The sequence below is a fragment of the Paraburkholderia sp. BL25I1N1 genome (genome assembly GCF_003002025.1).
GTDB lineage: Bacteria > Pseudomonadota > Gammaproteobacteria > Burkholderiales > Burkholderiaceae > Paraburkholderia.
In genome coordinates this window covers 46,575-66,277 of the sequence record NZ_PVZB01000004.1, presented here as the reverse complement: position 1 = coordinate 66,277, position 19,703 = coordinate 46,575, and the positions used below count along the sequence as shown (strand labels likewise).

General features: G+C 62.4%; 21 protein-coding genes. 10 read left to right on the top strand and 11 right to left on the bottom strand.

Annotation, left to right across the window (positions count from 1 at the left end; translation table 11 throughout):
• Nucleotides 1–60 precede the first annotated feature (60 nt).
• The 3 genes from B0G73_RS07095 to B0G73_RS07085 all read left to right on the top strand — a co-directional run bounded on the left by B0G73_RS07095 (nucleotide 61) and on the right by B0G73_RS07085 (nucleotide 1,523).
• Entirely contained in the window at nucleotides 61–813 is a 753-nt protein-coding gene (locus B0G73_RS07095) for a TetR/AcrR family transcriptional regulator (protein ID WP_181196505.1), read from the top strand.
• An 81-nt stretch (nucleotides 814–894) separates the two neighbouring features.
• The gene (locus B0G73_RS07090) at nucleotides 895–1,131 is read left to right on the top strand and encodes a type II toxin-antitoxin system Phd/YefM family antitoxin (protein ID WP_106279286.1); all 237 of its coding nucleotides are present in this window, start codon (nucleotides 895–897) and stop codon (nucleotides 1,129–1,131) included.
• On the top strand, nucleotides 1,128–1,523 hold the full coding sequence (locus B0G73_RS07085; RefSeq protein WP_106279284.1) for a type II toxin-antitoxin system VapC family toxin: 396 nt from the start codon (nucleotides 1,128–1,130) through the stop codon (nucleotides 1,521–1,523). The genes B0G73_RS07090 and B0G73_RS07085 overlap by 4 nt, the downstream gene beginning before the upstream one ends.
• Nucleotides 1,524–1,577: 54 nt before the next feature.
• On the opposite strand, the gene boxA is transcribed toward B0G73_RS07085, so the two are convergent.
• From boxA to B0G73_RS07065, 4 genes are all read right to left on the bottom strand, one after another.
• Nucleotides 1,578–2,819, bottom strand: a complete 1,242-nt coding sequence (gene boxA, locus B0G73_RS07080) for a benzoyl-CoA 2,3-epoxidase subunit BoxA (RefSeq protein ID WP_106279282.1) — start codon at nucleotides 2,817–2,819, stop codon at nucleotides 1,578–1,580.
• Nucleotides 2,820–2,881: 62 nt separating this feature from the next.
• Nucleotides 2,882–4,309, bottom strand: coding sequence for a benzoyl-CoA 2,3-epoxidase subunit BoxB (boxB, locus tag B0G73_RS07075; RefSeq protein WP_106279280.1), 1,428 nt, complete (start codon nucleotides 4,307–4,309; stop codon nucleotides 2,882–2,884).
• A gap of 114 nt (nucleotides 4,310–4,423) precedes the next feature.
• Nucleotides 4,424–6,094: a 2,3-epoxybenzoyl-CoA dihydrolase gene (gene boxC, locus B0G73_RS07070; protein WP_106279278.1), complete on the bottom strand. Its 1,671-nt coding sequence runs from the start codon at nucleotides 6,092–6,094 to the stop codon at nucleotides 4,424–4,426.
• A gap of 117 nt (nucleotides 6,095–6,211) precedes the next feature.
• On the bottom strand, nucleotides 6,212–7,186 hold the full coding sequence (locus B0G73_RS07065; protein WP_106279276.1) for a helix-turn-helix transcriptional regulator: 975 nt from the start codon (nucleotides 7,184–7,186) through the stop codon (nucleotides 6,212–6,214).
• 192 nt (nucleotides 7,187–7,378) lie between these two features.
• On the opposite strand from B0G73_RS07065, the gene B0G73_RS07060 reads away from it, so the two are divergent.
• From B0G73_RS07060 to B0G73_RS07035, 7 genes are all read left to right on the top strand, one after another.
• Complete coding sequence (locus B0G73_RS07060; protein ID WP_106279742.1) at nucleotides 7,379–7,846, top strand: DUF4863 family protein; 468 nt, start codon at nucleotides 7,379–7,381, stop codon at nucleotides 7,844–7,846.
• 8 nt (nucleotides 7,847–7,854) lie between these two features.
• Nucleotides 7,855–7,977 carry a hypothetical protein gene (locus B0G73_RS41130; protein WP_258193237.1) on the top strand — a complete coding sequence of 41 codons (123 nt, stop codon included), beginning with the start codon at nucleotides 7,855–7,857 and terminating at the stop codon, nucleotides 7,975–7,977.
• Nucleotides 7,978–8,039: 62 nt separating this feature from the next.
• Nucleotides 8,040–9,644, top strand: a complete 1,605-nt coding sequence (locus B0G73_RS07055; RefSeq protein WP_106279274.1) for a benzoate-CoA ligase family protein — start codon at nucleotides 8,040–8,042, stop codon at nucleotides 9,642–9,644.
• An 8-nt stretch (nucleotides 9,645–9,652) separates the two neighbouring features.
• Nucleotides 9,653–10,507 carry an alpha/beta fold hydrolase gene (locus tag B0G73_RS07050; protein WP_106279272.1) on the top strand — a complete coding sequence of 285 codons (855 nt, stop codon included), beginning with the start codon at nucleotides 9,653–9,655 and terminating at the stop codon, nucleotides 10,505–10,507.
• Between the two features lie 4 nt (nucleotides 10,508–10,511).
• A complete protein-coding gene (locus tag B0G73_RS41125; protein WP_106279271.1) occupies nucleotides 10,512–10,691 on the top strand; it encodes a hypothetical protein in 180 nt (59 codons plus the stop codon).
• Nucleotides 10,692–10,828: 137 nt separating this feature from the next.
• On the top strand, nucleotides 10,829–11,155 hold the full coding sequence (locus B0G73_RS07040; protein WP_106279269.1) for a hypothetical protein: 327 nt from the start codon (nucleotides 10,829–10,831) through the stop codon (nucleotides 11,153–11,155).
• Between the two features lie 81 nt (nucleotides 11,156–11,236).
• A complete protein-coding gene (locus B0G73_RS07035) occupies nucleotides 11,237–13,348 on the top strand; it encodes a phosphocholine-specific phospholipase C (protein WP_106279267.1) in 2,112 nt (703 codons plus the stop codon).
• A gap of 100 nt (nucleotides 13,349–13,448) precedes the next feature.
• On the opposite strand, the gene B0G73_RS07030 is transcribed toward B0G73_RS07035, so the two are convergent.
• The 7 genes from B0G73_RS07030 to B0G73_RS07000 all read right to left on the bottom strand — a co-directional run bounded on the left by B0G73_RS07030 (nucleotide 13,449) and on the right by B0G73_RS07000 (nucleotide 19,378).
• The gene (locus B0G73_RS07030) at nucleotides 13,449–14,738 is read right to left on the bottom strand and encodes an MSMEG_0569 family flavin-dependent oxidoreductase (protein ID WP_106279266.1); all 1,290 of its coding nucleotides are present in this window, start codon (nucleotides 14,736–14,738) and stop codon (nucleotides 13,449–13,451) included.
• Between the two features lie 26 nt (nucleotides 14,739–14,764).
• On the bottom strand, nucleotides 14,765–15,049 hold the full coding sequence (locus tag B0G73_RS07025; RefSeq protein ID WP_106279264.1) for an MSMEG_0570 family nitrogen starvation response protein: 285 nt from the start codon (nucleotides 15,047–15,049) through the stop codon (nucleotides 14,765–14,767).
• Between the two features lie 124 nt (nucleotides 15,050–15,173).
• Entirely contained in the window at nucleotides 15,174–16,157 is a 984-nt protein-coding gene (locus tag B0G73_RS07020; protein WP_106279262.1) for a sll0787 family AIR synthase-like protein, read from the bottom strand.
• Nucleotides 16,154–16,765: an MSMEG_0567/Sll0786 family nitrogen starvation N-acetyltransferase gene (locus tag B0G73_RS07015; protein WP_106279260.1), complete on the bottom strand. Its 612-nt coding sequence runs from the start codon at nucleotides 16,763–16,765 to the stop codon at nucleotides 16,154–16,156. The genes B0G73_RS07020 and B0G73_RS07015 overlap by 4 nt, the downstream gene beginning before the upstream one ends.
• A gap of 2 nt (nucleotides 16,766–16,767) precedes the next feature.
• Nucleotides 16,768–17,838, bottom strand: coding sequence for an MSMEG_0568 family radical SAM protein (locus B0G73_RS07010; RefSeq protein ID WP_106279740.1), 1,071 nt, complete (start codon nucleotides 17,836–17,838; stop codon nucleotides 16,768–16,770).
• The gene (locus tag B0G73_RS07005; RefSeq protein WP_106279259.1) at nucleotides 17,831–18,865 is read right to left on the bottom strand and encodes a Nit6803 family nitrilase; all 1,035 of its coding nucleotides are present in this window, start codon (nucleotides 18,863–18,865) and stop codon (nucleotides 17,831–17,833) included. The genes B0G73_RS07010 and B0G73_RS07005 overlap by 8 nt, the downstream gene beginning before the upstream one ends.
• 30 nt (nucleotides 18,866–18,895) lie before the next feature.
• Nucleotides 18,896–19,378 carry an MSMEG_0572/Sll0783 family nitrogen starvation response protein gene (locus B0G73_RS07000; RefSeq protein WP_012433701.1) on the bottom strand — a complete coding sequence of 161 codons (483 nt, stop codon included), beginning with the start codon at nucleotides 19,376–19,378 and terminating at the stop codon, nucleotides 18,896–18,898.
• Nucleotides 19,379–19,703: the final 325 nt, after the last annotated feature.

Sequence of the window (19,703 nt, the reverse complement as noted above, 5' to 3'; positions counted from 1 at the left end):
GCAGCATGCCTGCGGCGCGCGCGATGAATGCGCGTGTGGGCAGCGCGCCAAACGACTAGAATGAAGCGCGACGCGGCACCCATGCCGCCGAAGGCGAACATGAGAGACGACGACGTGGCGGCAGACATCACGGAAAGCGAGGAAACACGCGCACCTTTGCGGCGGCGCAAGGCGCACATTCGCGAGTCGAACGAAGCGCATCTTCTGGCGTGCGCCGAGGCGGTTTTCGCCGAGCGCGGACTCGACGGTACGAGCACCGCGATGATCGCGGAGCGCGCGGGCTTACCAAAAGCCAACGTGCATTACTACTTCCCGACAAAGCTCGCGCTCTATCGACGCGTGCTGGAAGACCTGTTCGAAGACTGGCATCGCGCGGCGGATACGTTCGAATGCAGCGACGACCCGGTCGAAGCGATCGGCGGGTACGTGCGCGCGAAAATGGAACTGTCGCGGCGCCGCCCGCTTGGTTCGAAGGTGTGGGCGAGCGAGATCATTCACGGCGCGGAGCATATGGAGGACATTCTCACGGGGCGCGTGAAGCCGTGGCTCGACAGCCGCGTGAAGGTGATCGACGATTGGATCGCGCGCGGGCTGCTCGCGCCGGTGAATGCGCAGACGCTGATGTATATGATCTGGGCTACTACACAGCACTATGCCGACTTCGATGCGCAGATTCGCGCGCTAAAAGGCAAGCGCGCGTTGACGCAAAAGGCGTTCGATGCGACCACGGAGGAGGTGGTGCAGTTGGTGCTTCGGGCTTGTGGGGCGGTGTCGCCGGGGAAGGTGGATTCGGCGGAGTCAACGAATAAATAGATGTGTCGATATCGACCGCTATAAATATTTCTATTTCCATCTTATAATTATGACTATAGACATCTGACTATAGGTACAATTATGCCGGGAAATCTGGTATCGAAATCGGAGTTCAAAGCCAAGGCGCTTGAATACTTCAGGCAAGTGGAATCTACGGGGGAAAGCATGATTGTTACGGACCATGGCAAACCAGCGGTAGAAGTGCGCCCTTACCGCGGCGTCGAACGCAGCCCGCTCGAGGTGTTGCGCGGCACGGTTTTGCATTACGACGATCCGACCAAGCCGGTGGGAGAAGACGACTGGGAGGCCGCCGAGTGATCGTTCTGGACACCCACACGCTGGTCTGGTGGGCCACGGGCGATCCGACTTTGAGCAGGAAAGCAAAAACGGCTATTGCGCACGAATTGACCGACGGCGAGATCGCCGTTTCGGCCATCTCCGCGTGGGAGATCGCCATGCTCGTGGAACGAGAAAGGCTCGCGCTGTCGATGGATGTCAGCAGTTGGCTTGCCAAAGTTTCCGAGATCGAATCCGTACGCTTTGTGCCGGTCGATGTTGAAATCGCGACGAAGTCGGTCGACCTTCCAGGCGAGTTCCACAAAGATCCCGCCGACCGCATGATCGTCGCGACGGCGCGCAAGTTTGCCGTCCCGCTGATCACGAAAGACGAAAAGATCCGCGCCTATCCGCACGTTAAAACCATCTGGTGACTTATGGCACGGGCACACAGTGCCCATGCCGATTCTCGACCGGCCACCAGCCGGTCAATACGTCTCCAGATGCAACCTCCCCTCCTTCTTCAACTTCACCCACAGCGCTTCCCAATCCAGCTGATGCTGCTCACCAATCTCCTTGAGCGCCTGCAGCACACCATCCTCCATGCCCCTCAACCCGCACACATAGATATGCGTGTTGTCGTCCTTGAGCATCTGCGCCACATCGACCGCGCGCTCGCGCATGGCGTCCTGAACATAGCGCTTCGGTTGACCCGGCGTGCGCGAGAACGCCAGGTTCGTATCGATGAAATCCTTCGGCAGATTCGTGAGCGGCCCGAAGTACGGCAACTCTTCCTTGGTCCGCGCGCCGAAGAACAGCATCAACTTGCCCGTAGCGCCCTTCAGCCGACGCCGGCGGCGATACTCGGTCATCGCACGCATCGGCGCTGAGCCCGTGCCGGTGCAGATCATCAGCAGATGCGAGTTCGGATGGTTCGGCATCAGGAAGGTGCCGCCGAACGGGCCGATCACCTTGACCACGTCCCCCTTCTTCAGATCGCACAGGTAGTTCGAACACACACCGTCCAACGAGTCGCCGTGTTGCTGCGAAACACGTTTGACTGTCAACGAGACGTTGTTGTAACCGGGCCGCTCGCCATCGCGCGGGCTCGCAATCGAATACTGGCGCGCGTGATGCGTGCGGCCGTCCGCGGTCGCGCCGGGTGGAAGAATACCGATTGACTGGCCTTCCAGCACTGGAAACGGCATCGATCCGAAATCCAGCACAATATGATGAATGTCGCTATCGGTCGAGCCGTCCGTGAGCCGGTAGTTGCCGACCACCGTCGCGCTAGTGGGCTCCTTGTGCGTGTAGAGGTTCACGTACGGTTTCGCCGCGGACCATGGCGGCACGACCGAACCGCGCACGGTATCCACTTCAATGCCGCCTGCCTCCGCGGGCGTATCACCCGACCCGCCCGCGCCCGGCGACTTGTCCGCGGCGGGCACGGCCATCGTGTTCTGTTCCGGCAGGACGTCCCAGGTGAACTGTTCTTCGATCGGATATGCGTCGGCCTTCAGCACCGTGCGCCAGTTGTCGATCGCGCCAGTCGGACACGGCGGCACACACGCCATGCAGCCGTTGCAGATATCCGCCTTGACCACGTAGTTGTTGTCGTCGTGCGTGATCGCATCGACCGGGCAAGTCTCTTCGCACGTATTGCAGCGAATGCAGATTTCCGGATCGATCAGATGCTGCCTGAGAACTTCGATCGATACTGGGCCGTTCATGACTTCCTCCACCTTGAGATGCGGCGCACTGGCGCCACGCGCGTCAAGCGCCGCTCGCGCGCTCAGTTGAAGCGCACGTATTCGAAATCGACCGGCTGACGGTTCACGCCCATCGCGGGCGGCGCGATCCAATTGGCGAACTTGCCGGCTTGCGTGACGCGTCCCATCAACGACGCGACGTAAGCGCGGTCTTCCGGCGTGGCGAGCCATTTCGTCTCGTTGGCGGCCCATTCGGTTTCGCTGACCACGCGGCCGTCGGGCGACACGCGCGTGCCCGCGAATGTGCCGATCTGCCGATTGAACGCTTTATGCGGCACCGTCATGCGGAAATCGATGCCGGCTTTTTCGAGCACCTTGTTCCAGCGCCCGACGCCCGCCACCGAGTCCTTGATGTAGTCGTCGCGCAGCACTTCGTTCATCGCGTTAAGCATTGGCACTTCGCGCTCGACCAGTTTTCCGTCCTGCACGTCGAGCAATTTGTAGCTCTGGCCGTTCAACTGATGATCGTCGTCGCGCTTGTTTTCTTCGTAACGACCTTTGAGGCCCGAGCTATAGAACGTGGCCGCGTTGGACGAATGATCGGCGCCGAACAGGTCGATCGTGACCGAGTAATGGAAGTTCAGATAACGCTGAATGGTCGGCAGATCGATCACGCCGGCCGCGCGAAGCTTCGCGACATCGTCCGTGCCCAGTTCGTTCATGACCTGGGCAGTGCGCTGGATCACGCGAGATACACCCGATTCGCCCACGAACATGTGATGCGCTTCTTCGGTCAGCATGAACCTGGTGGTGCGCGCGAGCGGATCGAAGCCAGACTCGGCAAGCGCCGACAACTGAAACTTGCCGTCGCGATCGGTAAAGTACGTGAACATGAAAAACGCGAGCCAGTCCGGCGTTTTTTCATTGAATGCGCCAAGAATGCGGGGATTGTCGTCGTCGCCAGAACGGCGGCCGAGCAATGCTTCGGCTTCCTCACGGCCGTCCCGGCCGAAGTAGCGATGCAGCAGATACACCATCGCCCACAGGTGGCGGCCTTCTTCCACGTTCACCTGGAACAGGTTGCGCAAGTCGTACATGGAGGGCGCCGTCAAACCAAGGTGGCGCTGCTGCTCGACCGACGCCGGTTCGGTGTCGCCCTGGGTCACGATGATACGGCGCAGATTCGCGCGATGTTCGCCGGGCACGTCCTGCCAGGCCGCTTCGCCCTTGTGTTCGCCGAAATGAATCTTGCGGTCCTGCTCGCCGGGCGTGAGAAAAATGCCCCAGCGGTAGTCCGGCATCTTCACGTGATCGAAATGTGCCCAGCCGCCCGCGTCGACGCTGACCGCGGTACGCAGATATACGTCGTAGCCGTGCGAGCCTTCCGGGCCCATGTCACCCCACCACGCCAGGAAATTCGGCTGCCATTGTTCGAGCGCGCGCTGCAGTGCCCGGTCGTCGGCGAGGTTGACGTTGTTCGGAATCTTTTCGCTGTAGTTGATCGTTGACATGGTCGGTTCCTGATTCGGAAACTGCAGTGACGATGAGAGGCTGGTATCGGGCAATTGGCGTCGATGGTCTTCAGACGCCCATCACGCGCGCATCAAATGCGTGCCCAATGCGTATCAAACACGCGAGACGTCGAATTGCGCCTTGCTACCCTTGCCGTACACCTTGAGCGCGCCCTTCTCGCCCACTGCGTTCGGCCGGTTGAAAATCCAGTTCTGCCACGCGGTGAGACGCCCGAAAATGCGCGTCTCCATCGTTTCCGGACCATTGAAGCGCAGATTCGCCTCGAGTCCGGTCAATGCATCCGGCGACATCGCGGCGCGCTCTTCGAGCGCGATGCGGATTTCGTCGGCCCAGTCGATGTCGTCGGGCGATGCGGTCACGAGGCCGAGACGCTCGGCTTCGACCGGCTTGATCGGCTGACCGATCAGGGAACGCACCGCGTCGAGCGGCTCGGCTTCTTCGTAGAAACGCCGGCCGAGACGCGACTGATGCGTAACCATCGGGTAGAGGCCGAAGTTGACTTCCGAAAGGGTGATGGCCGGCTCTTCCTCTTCATTGCCCGGCAGCGCCGCCATATACGTGCGGTCAGCGGCGAACGCGAGTTCCGCGAACGTGCCGGCAAAGCACGAACCCGGCTCGATCAGCGCGAACAACGAGCGCGACGAAACGTCGATACGTGCAAGCGTGCGGCGCAACAGGCCGATGGTCTCGCGCACGAACCAGTGGTCCTTGTGCTGCATGAGCGAGGCATCCGCGGCGAGCAGATTGCGGGCATCGCCTTCGGTTCTGAAGACCCACGTGCCGACCGCCAGTTCGTTGGTGCGCATGCACAGGATCGCGTCGTCGAGTTCGCGGGCGAATTGCAACGGCCACCAGTTCACGCCCGCTGCGACGATCTCATCGATATTCGCGGGCGGTTCGCCCGCCGGCGCCTTGGCGGTGAACGTCGCGATACGTTTTGCACGATCGATCGTGACGTCGAGCGTCTTATAAGTGAGGCCGTCTTCGCGGTCCGTGCGTTCGATACGCGTGAGCACAACGCCTTGTGCGTCCGCGGGACGATCGCTTTGCCCGGCGAGTTCGAGCGCGCGTGCCTGGATCGCCTGCTCGAACTGGTTCGGCTTCACGACTTCATCCACGAGACGCCATGCTTTCGCTCGCTCGCCGCGTACGCCTTCGACCACCGTGCAGAAAATGTCGGCGCGGTCGTGCCGCACCTTGCGTTTGTCGGTGACGCGCGTCAGGCCGCCGGTGCCCGGCAACACGCCGAGCAACGGCACTTCCGGCAGTGACACCGACGACGAGCGGTCGTCCACCAGATAGATTTCGTCGCAGGCCAGAGCGAGTTCATAGCCGCCGCCGGCGCACGCGCCGTTCACGGCAGCCAGAAACTTCAGACCCGAATAGCGCGACGAATCTTCCAGGCCGTTGCGCGTCTCGTTGGTGAACTTGCAGAAGTTGACCTTCCACGCATGCGTCGAGAGACCCAACATGAAAATGTTGGCGCCCGAGCAGAACACGCGGTCTTTCAGGCTGGTCAGCACCACCGTTTTCACTTCGGGATGCTCGAATCGGATGCGCTGTATTGCGTCGTGCAATTCGATATCGACGCCGAGGTCGTACGAATTCAGCTTCAGCTTGTAGCCGTCACGAATGCCGCCGTCCTCGGCGATGTCGATGCCGAGCGTCGCGACGGGACCGTTGAAGCTCAGCTTCCAGTGCTTGTACTGCGAGGGATCGGTGCGGTAGTCGACCGGCGCGACGGCGGTTTCTGCTGTGGACATGGGGCGTCTCCTGACTGGACGATGCAAATTTGTTGTTTTTGAACAATAGTGCATCATCATACCCATGTAAAGCACTTTAATGCATGTTCGCTAGTAAACCCTCACGCGGCAGCGCAGTTAGCTCGCACGCGCTTCGTCGGGTGATTCCGCAGCGAGTCTTGCGGCGAGACGGTCACGTAGTTGCAGGTAGGCGTCGGCCAAGGTTTTTTCGCTGGTGTCGAAGGTCATGTCGGCGCGGCCGTACAGCTCGGAGCGCCCCGCCAGAATGCGCTTCAGGTCGTCCATCGCCTCCTTGTTGCCCGACATCGGCCGCAGGTCGCCCTGCGCGACCACGCGGCGCATGTGCTCTTCCGGCGCGGCCTGCAGCCACACCGTGTAGCAATGCGACAGCAGCGTATTGAAGGTGCCCGACTCCGACACGAGTCCGCCCGGCGACGCGATCACCGCGCGCTGGTGTTCCTGGATCACGGCCTCCAGCGCGCGGTGTTCATAACGCCGGTAAGCGGCCGCGCCGTAAAGCGAATGAATCTCCGAAGGCGGACAGCCGGCCAGTTGCTCGATCACGCGTGTGAGCTCGACAAACGGCACTTTGCGCTCCTGCGCGAGCATTCGCCCAAGCGTCGATTTGCCGGCGCCGCGCAGGCCGATCAACGCAATCCGGTCCTTGCGATGCGGGTCGCGCGGCGCCTGCGCGAACATCTCGGCGAGCGCCACGCGGGCGCGCTGCAAGGCCGCCTGATCGCGTCCCTGGAGCAATTCGCGGATCAGCAGCCACTCGGCGGAAGCCGTGGTTTCGTCGCCGATCACCTCGGCCAGCGCGCAGTTCAAGGTGGCCGCGATCTGCCGTAGCACCAGCACCGACGCATTGCCCACGCCCGATTCCAGATTCGCCAGATGCCGCTCCGACAGACCGGTTTCCGTGGCCAGCGTCTTGCGCGTCATGCCGCGGCGCGCGCGCAGCAGGCGTACGCGGTCGCCCATCGCCGTGAGAAACGGATCACGCTCGGCGCCGCGCTCCGGCAGCCGTTCGGCACGGGGCGCGTCCTCATCGGCTGAGTCGTCAAGGGGTGCCGGAGAGTAATTTTGGTTCATGTTTTGCTGCCTCATAACTGCGATACATGTACTATAGTGCTTGACAGACCCCGAGTGAACGGTTAATTTTCGCCAAATATTGATCCAAGAACAAACGCTGTCGAGATTTTCGGCGGCGTCACGGAGATGGCGCGACGACTCGCATGCATTAACGTGCGTGTGCCGGTCGGAGGCGCCGATCTGGAGGCTCGCATGTCCCCACATGAATTCCAGCGCCTGATCGCGGGCGTCACTGAGCAACTCGCCGGCCGGCCGCTCGACGGCAAGCTGGCGGACTGGCTGAACGAGACCTACCCGGCCGGCGGCGACGCGTTCCGCGAGCTTGCAGAGGCGTGCAAAAGCGGCGTCGCCGAAGGCTGGCTGTGCAACCGCGATGGCGGCGGCATTCGCTACGGTCGCATCTTCAAGGCGCTGCCCGAGACCCACGGCTTTTCCGTCGACGTCGTCGATATGAAGGATATTGCGGGACCGCATCATGTTCACCCGAACGGCGAGATCGACCTGATCATGCCGCTCAACGAAGGCGCCACCTTCGACGCCCACCCGGCCGGCTGGTGCGTGTACGGGCCAGGCTCCGCGCATCGTCCGACGGTGGCGAACGGCGAGGCGCTGGTGCTGTATCTCCTGCCGCAAGGCGCCATCGAATTCACTCCCGCCTGAGCACCGCCATGACCGGACGCGTGAAGAACCATGTCGCCGGCGAGCGGATCGCCGGCGACGGCGCGGGCGTCACACTCACCGATCCGGTGACGGGCGTTGCGCTCGTGGACCGGGCGAGCACATTAGCCTGACAGCATCGAGCGGATCATGAGCACAGAACAGCCGGACCGCGCCCACCCGATGGAGGAGACACATGGAAGCCTTGTTGGAAAAGGCAGCGAATCAGCCCGCCGCGACAGTCGAAGCGCCGCCCGCGCTATTCAACTTCGCGGCCTACCTGTTTCGACTGAACGAAGCCCGCGCCGCCAAGACCGCCTATATCGACGACACCGGCAGCGCCACGTACGGTGAACTCGAAGAGCGCGCGCGGCGCTTTGCGAGCGCGCTGCGCACACTCGGCGTGCATCCCGAAGAGCGCGTGTTGCTCGTGATGCTCGATACCATCGCCCTGCCGGTTGCCTTTCTCGGCGCGCTCTACGCGGGCGTTGTGCCGGTCGTCGCAAACACGCTGCTCACGCCCGCCGACTATGTGTACATGCTCACGCACAGCCACGCGCGCGCGGTGATCGCCTCGGATGCGCTGGTGCAGAACGTGACGCAGGCGCTGGAGTCCGTCGAACACGATGGTTGTCAGTTGATCGTCTCCCAGCCGTGTGAGGGCGAGCCGCATCTAGAACCGCTCATCGCGCCGCTGCTCGAAGAATTGATCGACGCCGCCCCGCCCGCCGCCAAAGCCGCCGCAACCGGCTGCGACGACATCGCCTTCTGGCTGTATTCGTCAGGCTCGACCGGCAAACCGAAAGGCACCGTCCACACGCATGCGAATCTGTACTGGACCGCCGAGCTTTATGCCAAGCCGATCCTCGGCATCGCTGAAAGCGACGTGGTGTTCTCCGCGGCCAAGCTGTTCTTTGCGTACGGTCTCGGCAACGGCTTGACGTTTCCGCTGTCGGTCGGCGCCACGGCGATCCTGATGGCGGAGCGTCCCACCGCCGACGCGATCTTCACGCGTCTCGTCAAACATCGCCCGACTGTGTTCTACGGCGTGCCCACGCTCTACGCCAACATGCTGGTCTCGCCCAACTTGCCCGCACGCGCCGATGTCGCGATGCGCATCTGCACGTCGGCGGGCGAAGCGTTGCCGCGTGAAATCGGCGAGCGTTTCACCGCCCATTTCGGCTGCGAGATTCTCGACGGTATCGGATCGACTGAAATGCTGCATATCTTCCTGTCCAATCGCGCGGGCGCGGTCGAGTACGGGACGACGGGCCGCCCGGTGCCGGGATACGAAGTCGAGTTGCGCGACGATGCCGGTCATGCCGTGGCCGATGGCGAAGTCGGCGATCTGTATATCAAAGGGCCAAGCGCCGCCGTGATGTACTGGAACAACCGCGAGAAAACCCGCGCCACGTTTCTCGGCGAATGGATCCGCAGCGGCGACAAGTACTGCCGGCTGGCGAACGGCTGCTATGTCTACGCGGGCCGCAGCGACGACATGCTCAAAGTCAGCGGCCAGTATGTCTCCCCGGTCGAAGTGGAAATGGTGCTGGTCCAGCACGGCGCGGTGCTCGAAGCGGCGGTGGTCGGCGTCGATCACGGCGGCCTCGTCAAGACTCGTGCATTCGTGGTGTTGAAGCGTGAATTCGCGGCCTCTGAGATACTCGCGGATGAGTTAAAGGCTTTCGTCAAGGACCGGCTCGCGCCGCATAAATATCCGCGCGATATCGTGTTCGTCGACGATTTGCCGAAGACTGCCACCGGAAAAATTCAACGCTTCAAACTGCGCGAGCAGTCATAAGGTGATCTATGCAGAACCCCGCCATTGGCAACGTTGCAGCGACGAGCGCCAGCGAATTCGCTGACCTGCCCGCTTGCGCGTCGCATGGGCCGTTGCGCATCGAGTATCGTTGGCTGAATGAAGCGGCCGGCGACGCACCGATCGCCGTCTTCCTGCATGAAGGCCTCGGTTCGATCGCGATGTGGCGCGACTGGCCGCAATCGTTATGCGAGCGGCTCGGCATGCGTGGGCTGGTTTATTCGCGGCCTGGCTACGGACTTTCCACGCCGCGTCCGCATGAGGTGAAATGGCCCGTCGATTTCATGACGGCTCAGGCGCGCGACATTCTGCCCGCGTTGCTCGACGCGCTCGATATCGATATGCGCGAACGCCGGCGCATGTGGGTGATCGGCCATAGCGACGGCGGCTCGATCACGCTGCTGTATGCAGCGCTCCATCCTGAAGAATTGGCCGGTGCGGTGGCGATTGCGCCGCATGTCTTCGTCGAAGATATTTCGGTGGAGAGTATCGCGCAGACCAGACAACTCTACGAAACAACGGATCTGCGCGGCAAGCTCGGCCGCTATCACGCGGACGTCGATTCCGCGTTTTATGGCTGGAACGACATCTGGCTGAATCCGGCTTTCAGGCAGTGGTCGATTGCAAAAGAATTGGCGTCGATCCGCAAACCGTTGCTCGCCGTGCAAGGCCACGACGACAACTACGGCACGATGGCGCAGATCGAGACGATCGCCGCACACGTGCCGCATGCGCAATTGGTCAAGCTCGACGCTTGCGGACACTCGCCGCATCGCGACGCGCCGGGGCCGCTGAACGAAGCCATTGCGGCATTCGTTTCGAGCGCGACGCATTTGGACCATTGAGGTCATGAGCGCGGCGCATCTTCCCGACGACGTGCCGCGTCATAACGCTATTGCCGGCAAACGCCTCAGATTAACTTCACGCACTGCGCACGCGGGGCCAATCTCGCGCTCCGCGGTCGGCGCGGGCTCGCTGCCGGGCAATATTACCGTCGAGATCGAGGCCATCGTGGCCATCCAGGATTGACGGTCGCGCAATTCTCAACAAATACCCAAATTTCCACATCTTCACAAAAGTTACACAGGTAAGCGACTATTCTTGCGCATCGCTGACCTGGGCACATGGACGCCCTGGCTCATCTTCCCCGTGCCGGAGACATTGCCATGTCTGTTGTGTCGAACCCGTCGATTGCCTTGCATTGCAAACGTTTGGCGGCCGCACTGGCCGCCGTGTCGCTGTGCATGCTGCTCGGCGCATGCGGCAACGACGACGACAAAACCCCGGACACGCACGCGGTGACTTCTACCGGGAGTCCGGCCGGCGACAGTAACGCCGGCGCCGTGCTGTCGGCGAATCCGGCCTTCGCTTCACCCGCGCCCGCTGCCGTTACGATTCAAACCCCCGCACTACCCGCATCAAGCGCCGACCCGGCATTGTCCGCCGCCGCGTCGACGCCGCTCGCCACACCCGTGATCCATACCGTCGACTGAGTTTCGCGCGTCACGCGGCGCGCGGGCGAGTCTCGTGCGTTGCGTGCATCGTTCCTCCACCGAAGATCGAAAGCCAATACCATGACCTCAAAAAATCGCCGTGATTTTCTGCGCTCCGCCGCGCATGCTGCCGGTTCCGCCACCGCGCTGAGCATGCTGCCGCTGGGCATTCGCAATGCACTCGCCATTCCCGCCAACAACAAGACCGGCACCATTCGCGACGTCGAGCACATCGTCGTGCTGATGCAGGAAAACCGTTCGTTCGACCACTACTTCGGCACGCTCAAGGGCGTGCGCGGTTTTGGCGACACGCGCGCGATCAATCTGCCCAACGGCAAGCCCGTGTGGTATCAGCCGCTCGCGGCGGACGCCGGTTACGTGCTGCCGTTCCGCCCGAGCGCGCCGAATCTGGGTCTGCAATTCCTGCAGGATCTCGCGCACGACTGGACCAGCACGCACGCGGCATGGAACGGCGGCCGCTACGATCAATGGGTGCCCGCCAAAAGTGCCACGACGATGGCCTATTTCACGCGCGAGGACATTCCGTTTCACTATCAACTCGCCGACGCCTTCACCATCTGCGACGCGTACCACTGCTCGCTGATGGGACCGACGGACCCGAACCGCTATTACATGTGGAGCGGCTGGGTCGGCAACGACGGCAGCGGCGGCGGTCCGGTGATCGACAACTCCGAACTCGGCTATGGCTGGTCCACGTACCCCGAAGTGCTGCAAAACGCGGGCATTTCGTGGAAGATCTATCAGGACATCGGCGCCGGTCTCGATGCGAACGGCTCGTGGGGCTGGACGCAGAACCCGTACATCGGCAACTACGGCGACAACTCGCTGCTCTATTTCAACCAGTACCGCAACGCGCAGCCCGGCAACCCGCTTTACGACAACGCGCGCACCGGCACGAACGCGGCGAAGGGCGACGGCTACTTCGACATCCTCAAGCGCGACGTGCAGAGCAACGCATTGCCGCAAGTGTCGTGGATCGTCGCGCCCGAAGCCTACTCCGAACATCCGAACTGGCCGACGAACTATGGCGCGTGGTACATCGACCAGGTCTTGCAGATTCTCACGTCGAATCCCGAGGTGTGGAGCAAGACGGTGCTGCTGATCAACTACGACGAGAACGACGGCTTCTTCGATCACATGGTGCCGCCGTTCGCACCGTCGTCGAGCGCGAACGGTCTGTCCACCGTCGACACCAGCAACGAAATCTATCCGGGCGACGCGAAGATTCCCGCCGCCCCGTACGGCCTCGGACCGCGTGTGCCGATGCTGGTGGTGTCGCCGTGGTCCAAAGGCGGCTACGTGTGCTCGGAGCTGTTCGACCACACGTCGGTGATCCGTTTCATCGAAAAGCGTTTCGGCCACGAGCACAATCTCGGCGAGTCGAACATCACGCCGTGGCGCCGCGCGGTGTGCGGCGATCTGATGTCGGCGTTCAACTTCAGCAATCCGAACGACGCTTTCCCGACGCTGCCGGGCACGAGCGGCTACGTGCCGCCGGATCAGAACCGCCATCCGGATTACGTGCCGCTGCCGCCCGCGTTGCAGGCCGTGCCGAAGCAGGAACCCGGCATGCGCCCCGCGCGCGCGTTGCCGTACGAGTTGTTCGTGCGAGTGCATGGCGAAGGTTCGGCCAACCAGCTCACGATGCGCTTCGTCAACACGGGCCGTACCGGCGCAGTGTTTCTCGTCTACGCCGCTCATAGTCTCGACGCGCCGCGCACCTATACGGTCGAAGCCGGCAAGCGCCTGCAGGACGTATTGCCGCTGAATGCAGACGGCAGCTACGACTTCACCGTGTACGGCCCGAATGGCTTTCTGCGCCGCTTCGCGGGCAAGCCGGTCGCGCGCAGCTGGTGGAACGGCTCCGACATCGCGCGGCCTGAAGTCGAGGAAGGTTATGACGTCGCGAACGGCAATCTGCAACTGCGGCTGGAAAACGTGGGCAGCGCGCCTGCCCAGTTCAAGATCGTCAACGCGTACGACCCGAACAACGTGATCCGGCATACGGTGCGCGGCGGCGATACCGACCAGATCTACCTCGATCTGCGCAACGCGCACGGCTGGTACGATCTGGCGATTACGGTCAATACGGATCCGCTGTTCGCGCGGCGATTTGCCGGACACGTGGAAACCGGCAAGAGCAGCATGAGCGATCCGGCGCTGGGTAGCTAAGCCTTAGCCGAACGTATCGGTGAAATACAGCGGCCGCTGCGATGAAAAACGCAGCGGCCTTTTTTTCATGCACCATGCCTGGCCACTACGTCGAGCAACGTCACGCGGCGACAGCGGACGATAACGACGCGCGCTCACTTGCCTTCTCCCGAATCGCCTGCACGATGAACTCCGCATCGCGCGCGACGCCGGAGAAACGCCCCGAACCCCACGTATGCAGCCACGGCAAGCCGACGAAATACAAACCGTCGATCGGCGTAATGCCGCGCGCATGCGCCGGATAACCGCGACCGTTGAACACGGGCGCGTCGAGCCAGCTGAAGTCCGGCGTAAAACCGATGCACCAGATGATCGCGGCAATCCCGCTTGCTTCCAGATCAAGCGTGGTGCGTTCCTGTGACGGACGCCAGACAGGTTCGTACACACCGCCCTTCGGCGCGTCGATACCGCGCTTCTCGATGAAGTTGTCGATGCTCACGTTGATCCGGTTATACGTATCGTCCGCCGCATCGAGATTGGCCGCGAGCGTGGGCGAGAAATGAAACCGGCCGTCGCGCAGATCGTCGAGGCGGCCGTACAACTCCATGCCTTCGGCAGCGAACTTGCGCAGATCGATATCGCGGCCGCCGTCGCGGCCCGTCACGTAATGATTGGTGTTGTCGCGCACGCCTTCGCGCAACGGATGTTTTTCCACCGGCATGTCGTAGTACTGCATGTCGGCCAGCCAATCCACCACGTCGCGGCCACGATAGAAGCGCGCGCAACGCGGCGCCTCGCCGACCGCCAGCACCACCTTGCGGCCGGCCAGATGCAGGTCTTCCGCGATCTGCGCGCCGGACTGCCCTGTGCCGACCACCATCACCGCGCCGTCAGGCAACGCCTGCGGGTTGCGATACGCCGACGACTGCAGTTGCACGATTCGCGCGGGCAAGCGCTCTGCCAGGCGCGGCACGATCGGCGTGTGGTAGCCGCCCGAGGCCACCACCACCTGATCCGCGCTGAAATCGCCCCGCGTCGTCGTGATCGCGTAGACGCCGTCGTCGCGCCGTTTGACGCGTTTGACCTCCGTGCGCTCCATCAACGGCGCATCGACATGTTCAATGAAACCGTCGAGGTAAGCTACGATCTCGTCCTTCTTCATGAAGCCGTGCGGATCGTCGCCGCGATACGGATAACCGGGCAGCGCGCATTGCCAGTTCGGCGTGACCAGACAGAAAGCGTCCCAGCGCTGCTCGCGCCACGTGTGCGTCACGGTGTTCTTTTCCACGACCAGATGGTCGATGCCGGCCTCTTTGAGGTAATAGCTGACCGACAGGCCCGCCTGCCCGCCGCCGACGACGAGCACGCTGTAATGGCCCTCGGCACGCGCGTGATGTGCTGGATTCGACATGATGCGTCCTCTGAAAGAATAAGCGCCTAGCTGAATTCGATAACCTTGACGGTCGCGTCCGGCCGATCGCGAAAGCGCGCCGCGTCGCGCTCGATCTGCGCAAGCTGGTCCATCGCCGCCGAGCAGGCAAAGCCATATTTCTCGCGCACCCGCTCGGACGCGATGCCCAGCGCCTGCCGCGAGCGCGCCACGAAATCCTCCAGCGCGTAAGCCTCGCCCGCGGTGAAAAAATCGCCGATCACGTGCGACGGCGAGTAACAGTTCGCTTCGTCGCCGTCGGGCCATTGAATGCGAAAGTGCATGACAGGCATTGCTGATCCTCGAATCAATGAGTGGGCACGAGCACGGTCGCGTCGTGCCCATGTGTCGTCAAACGCGTCGTCAGTTCGAGCGTGTGCAGAACGCCGTCACGCGGGTTGACTGTGCATAACGCGTTCATGTCACCTCATCCTTCCCGACAATGAAAGGCTCGCGCTGAAAATCCCATAGCGTTGCAGCGTCATCTCTGTGATGCACGACAACCTGACTCGCCGCACCGACGGATCCGATCACTGCACACGAGAGAGCACGTGCATCGAATAGCGCCTGCACGGCATCGACATGCGCGGGTCGCACGGATAGCAGATAGCCGAAACTCGGAAACGCCGTCACCCAGCGTGCCAGCGCCACGCCTTCGGGTTTGGGAATGCGAGCGAGGTCGATCCGCGCTCCTACTCGCGAGCATTCGAGCAACATCAACGCCGTGCCGAGCGTGCCCGCCATGCTGATATCTTTCGCGGCGTCGCACAGGCCGCTTTCCGTCAATTGCGGCAGCAGTTCGAGATCGCCGCGCAGACGCTCGGCCGGCGCATCCACCGACGCATTCCAGAACGGATACGGCTCTTCAAAACGGCCACGCAGATCGACCGCCATCATCAGGCTGTCGCCTGGTTTCGCGTTGAAGCTCGATAGCAACGCCTTGGCGCGGCCGATAATCGATACCGCCAGTTGCGCCGCGTCGCTGCGCGTATTCGTGTGGCCGCCGACAATCGGCACGCCGTACGCGACCGACGCCGCCGCCATGCCCGCCAGCACCTCGTCGGCCGCGCCGATGCCCGGACTCCACAGCGCGTCCACCACCGCCAGCGGCCGGCCGCCCATCGCATAGATATCGCTGACGTTGACCATCACGCTGCTGTAGCCGGCAAACCACGGCATGGCGCTGACAAAATCGCTGACCATGCCTTCGATCGCAAAAAGCAGATAGCCGTCGCCATCGGCGAGCGCGGCGCAGTCGTCGCCGAGCGCCACGGCTTGCGCAAGATCGCGCGTGCCGTGAGGCAAACGCTTCGCCAGCGCGCCGACCACGTCGACGATATCGGTCTTGTGGCGGAACCCACGACTTTCGCGCAAGCTGGCGACGAGATCGGCGACGCTCATGCCGCACTCCGCGCGGGCTCGACACGGCGCGAATACACTTGCGCTTGCGTACGCGTGACGAAACCGCCAAAGGGCGTGACGCACGGCGGATAGCGGTCCAATTGCGCCTGCATCAGATGATGCGGCCTGCCGAGCAGCGTTTCCTCGGCTAGGACGTCCCAATGCATCGCGCGAAAGAGCGGCACATTCTGGCTCTGCACATGCGCGAGGAAGGTCTCACAACCCAACGCATGCACGCTGCTCACCGCGAGACGAATCAACGTCGCGCCGATCTTTCCATGCCGACGAAACGCCGCGTGCACGGCGAGGCGCGAGCCGAACCAAACGTTGTCGTGATCGCGGTGAATCCGCACGGTGCCGACCACCTGCTCCGGCATGCCGCCGAGACAACTGACGGCCACCAGTTGCTGCGCGTGCCGATCAATGTCGTCGCGATCATCCGCGATGAAAATGCCTTGCTCGATGCAGAACACCGCGCGCCGCAATTTGAATGCCTCTTCAGCTTCCCAATTCAACGTGGTCCACTTAATGCGGAATTCACTCGGCGCATACGGTGCGGAATCGATGTCACCGTCCAGCGTCTCGCCTGCAATCGCTTCACCGAACATGATCACTCCTCGTACGACGACAACGACGAACACGCGCCGCATTTCCCACAGCCCGCCTTGATATCGCTCGAACGCATGGCCGCGGCATTGAGCATGCCGCCGAGCGGTTGCAACACCGACTTCATGAATTCAGGCGTGGGCGCCGGATGATCTTCGAGCGGCGTGCCGCTAATCGGCACGAACGGCACCACGAACGGATAGACGCCCAGCTCGATCAATTCGCGCGACATCGCCAGAATCGCCGCCGCGCTGTCGCCGAGCCCCGCGAGAATGTAGGTACTGACCTGGCCGCGCCCGAATACGGCCACGGCGGACTTGAACGCTTCCATGTAGCGCGACAGCGGCACGCTCGCCTTGCCCGGCATGATGCGTTCGCGCAAAGCGGGCGTCACCACTTCGAGATGCATGCCGAGCGTGTCGATGCCGCTCGCTTTCATGCGCGCGAACCAGCGGTCGTCGTCGGGTGGCTCGCATTGCGCCTGGATCGGCAGATCGACTGCGGCCTTGATCGCGAACGCGCTCTCGCACAGAACCTGCGCGCCGCGATCCGGCGTGGGCGGTGTGCCGGTGGTCAGCACCATATGCTTCACGCCGTCGAGCAACACCGCCGCGCGCGCCACTTCCGCGAGTTGCTCCGGTGTCTTGCGCGCAATCGTGCGGCCCGCCGCGAGCGACTGCCCGATCGCGCAGAACTTGCAACTCTTGCGCCGGCTCTCGTAGCGAATGCAGGTTTGCAAGACGGTGGTCGCGAGCACGTCGGCGCTATGCAACGCGGCGATATGCGAGTACGGCACGCCGTCGAGTGTCTGCATGCCGTAAAAACGCGGCGCTTTCGGAAAGCTGATGTTGGCGATTGGGATCGTGCCGCGCAATAGCGCGCTCGAACCGCTCGCATCCGGCGTCTGCGCGACGAAGGGCGAATGCCACGCGGTGCTCGTGTGCACGGGCACCATGATCGTCACGCCATCCACCGTCACCGCCTTGTGATCCGACGGACCCGCGCCGCCGCGCCGGCTCGCTGCGCCCGCATCCGGCGACACGAGCCGCAAACCGGTCGACTGCAATTCAGTCATCAATTGCCGGCTCTGCGCCGACAGCGACTCGCTGGCGTTCATCGCATCCTCCTTCGGTTGAATTGAAATCCACGCTCGATGTGGCCGGCCACGCCGGCATCGGCGCGACGGTTTCCGCGGGCCGCCGGTTGATCGCGAGGCTCAGCAGTTCGGGGCGCGCGTAATGGCCGACCGAATCCATCATGCGTTTGCGCTTGGTGATCAAGGCCATGTCGAGATCGGCGATCACCATGCCTTCGCCCTCGCGCAGCGGTTCGGCGAGATGCTGTCCTTCCGGCGAAACGATCGCGGTATTGCAGCCGCCGCGCAGCGCCTTCTGCAAATTCGTGTCCGGCGTCACGGAAGCGATCTGCGCTTCGGTAAGCCATCCCGTTGCATTGACGACGAAACAGCCCGACTCCAGCGCGTGATGCCGGATCGTCACCTCAATCTGCTCGGCGAAAATCGGCCCCACGAGCGAACCGGGAAACTGGCTGCAATGAATCTCTTCGTGCTGCGTCATCAACGCATAACGCGCGAGCGGGTTGTAATGCTCCCAACAGGCCAGCGCGCCGACACGCCCCACCGCCGTATTCGCCACCGTCAAACCCGCGGCGTCGCCCTGCCCCCAGATCATCCGTTCATGAAACGTCGGGGTGATCTTGCGGCGCTTGAGGACGATCCGGCCATCCACGTCGAAGATCAACTGCGTGTTGTAGAGGCTGCCGTGATCGCGTTCGTTGACGCCGAGCACCACCACCATCCGGTGCAAACGCGCCTGCTCGGCCACCGCTTGCGTCACCGGGCCCGGCACGATCACGGCCTCTTCGTAGAGTTTCATGTGATCGGCGCCGGACACGACCGGCGGCCGCACGAAAGAAAAGTACGGGTAATACGGCACGAAAGTTTCGGGGAACACGATCAGCTGCACGCCCTCGCGCGCGGCTTTCCCGATGGCCTCGCAAACCTTCTCGAGCGTGCCGCCGCTGCGCTCGAAGTCGGGTGCGATCTGAACCGCTGCGGCGCGCACGATACGTTTGTCGGACATGGTGGTCACTTGCCTCTCGTCAAACTGCCGTCAGACCGTCCATGTGTGGATGACCAACGCATTGTCCTTGCGGTGAAGCAACTGGATGTCGAGCACGTCGAGCGGGCTGATCGGCCGGATGCCTTCGATCAGCGAAGCTTCGCCATGGCCATACAGTGCTTGCAGCGCGAAGCGGCATGCGTAGACCTTGCCGCCCTCTTCCATGAACTTCGTCAGTTGTTTGTTGAAGTTCAGATGGCCGGGAAACGCTTCGTCGCCGAGCGTTGGAAAGCCGCGTTGCAAGCCGAGCGTCACGCCCGGCCCATACAGCAACACCGATGTTTCGAAGCCCTTACGTTGCAGGCGCGTGGCCTGCAGCATATTGACGAAACCGATCGAACCTTCGAACGCGACCGTATGAAACGTGACGAGCGCCTTCTCGCCCGGCTCGGCTTTCACGTCTTCGAAGACTTTCTCCTCGTAGTCGACAAGGTAATCGCCTTTCTGATGCAGCGGTTTGTTGACGGCTGGCATGACACTCTCCGATCAGGTTTGCTAAGTAAAAGAGGACGCGCGTTCAAGCTGTGCGCGCTTCTTCCAATGCAACGGCCGTGCCATTGATCGGGCACGCGAATGCGATCAATCAGCAATCAATTCCGTCTCGATTCGAAGTGCGACTCGAAAAAATTTTGGCGCGAAGGTTGCATATAGCCGACGCATGTCGTGCAAACGCTGTCGGTAACGCATTACCGCACCAGCCATGTGCGATTCGCGCATACCGACGTGTCGGCGTGGTGCAGTCATTCACCACAGTCGATCAATCCGATCATTGATCGCATGCGGATGCGATCAAGTTCTC

What these genes read in the sequence shown, in the direction of transcription:
- B0G73_RS07060 (WP_106279742.1), top strand. Translation starts at nt 7,379, where the DNA reads ATGTCCCCACATGAATTCCAGCGCCTGATCGCGGGCGTCACTGAGCAA.
- B0G73_RS07010 (WP_106279740.1), bottom strand. Translation starts at nt 17,838, where the DNA reads ATGACTGAATTGCAGTCGACCGGTTTGCGGCTCGTGTCGCCGGATGCG.
- B0G73_RS41125 (WP_106279271.1), top strand. Translation starts at nt 10,512, where the DNA reads ATGAGCGCGGCGCATCTTCCCGACGACGTGCCGCGTCATAACGCTATT.
- B0G73_RS41130 (WP_258193237.1), top strand. Translation starts at nt 7,855, where the DNA reads ATGACCGGACGCGTGAAGAACCATGTCGCCGGCGAGCGGATCGCCGGC.
- B0G73_RS07000 (WP_012433701.1), bottom strand. Translation starts at nt 19,378, where the DNA reads ATGCCAGCCGTCAACAAACCGCTGCATCAGAAAGGCGATTACCTTGTC.
- boxC (WP_106279278.1), bottom strand. Translation starts at nt 6,094, where the DNA reads ATGTCCACAGCAGAAACCGCCGTCGCGCCGGTCGACTACCGCACCGAT.
- B0G73_RS07065 (WP_106279276.1), bottom strand. Translation starts at nt 7,186, where the DNA reads ATGAACCAAAATTACTCTCCGGCACCCCTTGACGACTCAGCCGATGAG.
- B0G73_RS07030 (WP_106279266.1), bottom strand. Translation starts at nt 14,738, where the DNA reads ATGTCGAATCCAGCACATCACGCGCGTGCCGAGGGCCATTACAGCGTG.
- B0G73_RS07055 (WP_106279274.1), top strand. Translation starts at nt 8,040, where the DNA reads ATGGAAGCCTTGTTGGAAAAGGCAGCGAATCAGCCCGCCGCGACAGTC.
- boxB (WP_106279280.1), bottom strand. Translation starts at nt 4,309, where the DNA reads ATGTCAACGATCAACTACAGCGAAAAGATTCCGAACAACGTCAACCTC.
- B0G73_RS07035 (WP_106279267.1), top strand. Translation starts at nt 11,237, where the DNA reads ATGACCTCAAAAAATCGCCGTGATTTTCTGCGCTCCGCCGCGCATGCT.
- B0G73_RS07020 (WP_106279262.1), bottom strand. Translation starts at nt 16,157, where the DNA reads ATGAGCGTCGCCGATCTCGTCGCCAGCTTGCGCGAAAGTCGTGGGTTC.
- B0G73_RS07050 (WP_106279272.1), top strand. Translation starts at nt 9,653, where the DNA reads ATGCAGAACCCCGCCATTGGCAACGTTGCAGCGACGAGCGCCAGCGAA.
- B0G73_RS07040 (WP_106279269.1), top strand. Translation starts at nt 10,829, where the DNA reads ATGTCTGTTGTGTCGAACCCGTCGATTGCCTTGCATTGCAAACGTTTG.
- B0G73_RS07025 (WP_106279264.1), bottom strand. Translation starts at nt 15,049, where the DNA reads ATGCCTGTCATGCACTTTCGCATTCAATGGCCCGACGGCGACGAAGCG.
- B0G73_RS07095 (WP_181196505.1), top strand. Translation starts at nt 61, where the DNA reads ATGAAGCGCGACGCGGCACCCATGCCGCCGAAGGCGAACATGAGAGAC.
- B0G73_RS07015 (WP_106279260.1), bottom strand. Translation starts at nt 16,765, where the DNA reads ATGTTCGGTGAAGCGATTGCAGGCGAGACGCTGGACGGTGACATCGAT.
- B0G73_RS07090 (WP_106279286.1), top strand. Translation starts at nt 895, where the DNA reads ATGCCGGGAAATCTGGTATCGAAATCGGAGTTCAAAGCCAAGGCGCTT.
- boxA (WP_106279282.1), bottom strand. Translation starts at nt 2,819, where the DNA reads ATGAACGGCCCAGTATCGATCGAAGTTCTCAGGCAGCATCTGATCGAT.
- B0G73_RS07005 (WP_106279259.1), bottom strand. Translation starts at nt 18,865, where the DNA reads ATGTCCGACAAACGTATCGTGCGCGCCGCAGCGGTTCAGATCGCACCC.